Origin of the sequence: Rhabdochromatium marinum (assembly GCF_016583795.1) — a bacterium.
Classification (GTDB): domain Bacteria; phylum Pseudomonadota; class Gammaproteobacteria; order Chromatiales; family Chromatiaceae; genus Rhabdochromatium; species Rhabdochromatium marinum.
Window position 1 is genome coordinate 1 of record NZ_NRRS01000192.1, and the last position, 901, is coordinate 901.

Here is a 901-nt window from a genome sequence, read left to right on the forward strand (position 1 = left end):
CATCGGCGCTGTCCTTGGGTTGGGTTGCACCTCCAAGACTACGCCTTTCCCGGACTCCTGCCGCCCCATGCCTCGCGCTGATCACCTACTGAAATTGTTGGTTTTGGACCGAGGGATGATCAAGGCCTGAAGTTCATTCGGCTGGCTGCGCATTTAATCGACAAGAATCACGAGGGGATGCTCGGGTTCATCACCAATCATGGTTATCTTGACAATCCCACCTTTCGCGGCATGCGCTGGCATTTGCTCAAGACCTTCGACAAAATCTGGGTGCTGGATTTACACGGCAATACCAAGAAGAAAGAAGTCACGCCGGAGGGCAAGCCGGATAAAAATGTCTTTGATATTCAACAGGGCGTGGCGATTATTATTGGGGTAAAGAAGCAGGGCGAGCGCAAGGGATTGGCCGAGGTGATGCACGGGGATTTGTGGGGTGATCGGCAAGCTAAATATCAGATGCTTGAGAAAGCGAGTTTGACTGATTCTTTATTCTCTCACCTTGATAGTCCAGCCCCTCAGCATCCCTTTGTTAAAAGAGATTTTTCAGTTTTCAGTCAGTATCAAACAGGCTTTGCTATCAACCAATTTATGCCGGTCAATTCAGTCGGTATTGTAACCGCTAGAGATGCTTTGACCATCGCTGAAAACAAGGAAAAATTATGGGAGCAAGTGAATGATTTTGCGCGACTTGATATTGAAAGCGCACGTGAGCAATATCGACTCGGCAAAGATGTGCAGGATTGGTCTATTGCATCAGCCCTTTTAAGGTGATGCAACTCATTGTATAATATGGATATTATTTCTAGAGTTGGAGTTGACAACCGATGTTTGATGATGTTCTCAACCGGTTTGCTGAACGCGCGCCTGCCACGGTCATGGTACGCGCTCTGCTTGAGCGATT

General features: G+C 47.9%; 1 protein-coding gene. It reads left to right on the plus strand.

Annotated elements, in window-relative coordinates:
- Positions 1–177 precede the first annotated feature (177 nt).
- Entirely contained in the window at positions 178–771 is a 594-nt protein-coding gene (locus CKO36_RS19240) for a type ISP restriction/modification enzyme (RefSeq protein WP_200286503.1), read from the plus strand.
- Positions 772–901 lie beyond the last annotated feature (130 nt).

Excerpts from the sequence above, each read along its gene's own strand:
- CKO36_RS19240 (WP_200286503.1), top strand. The coding sequence starts at position 178 with ATGCTCGGGTTCATCACCAATCATGGTTATCTTGACAATCCCACCTTT.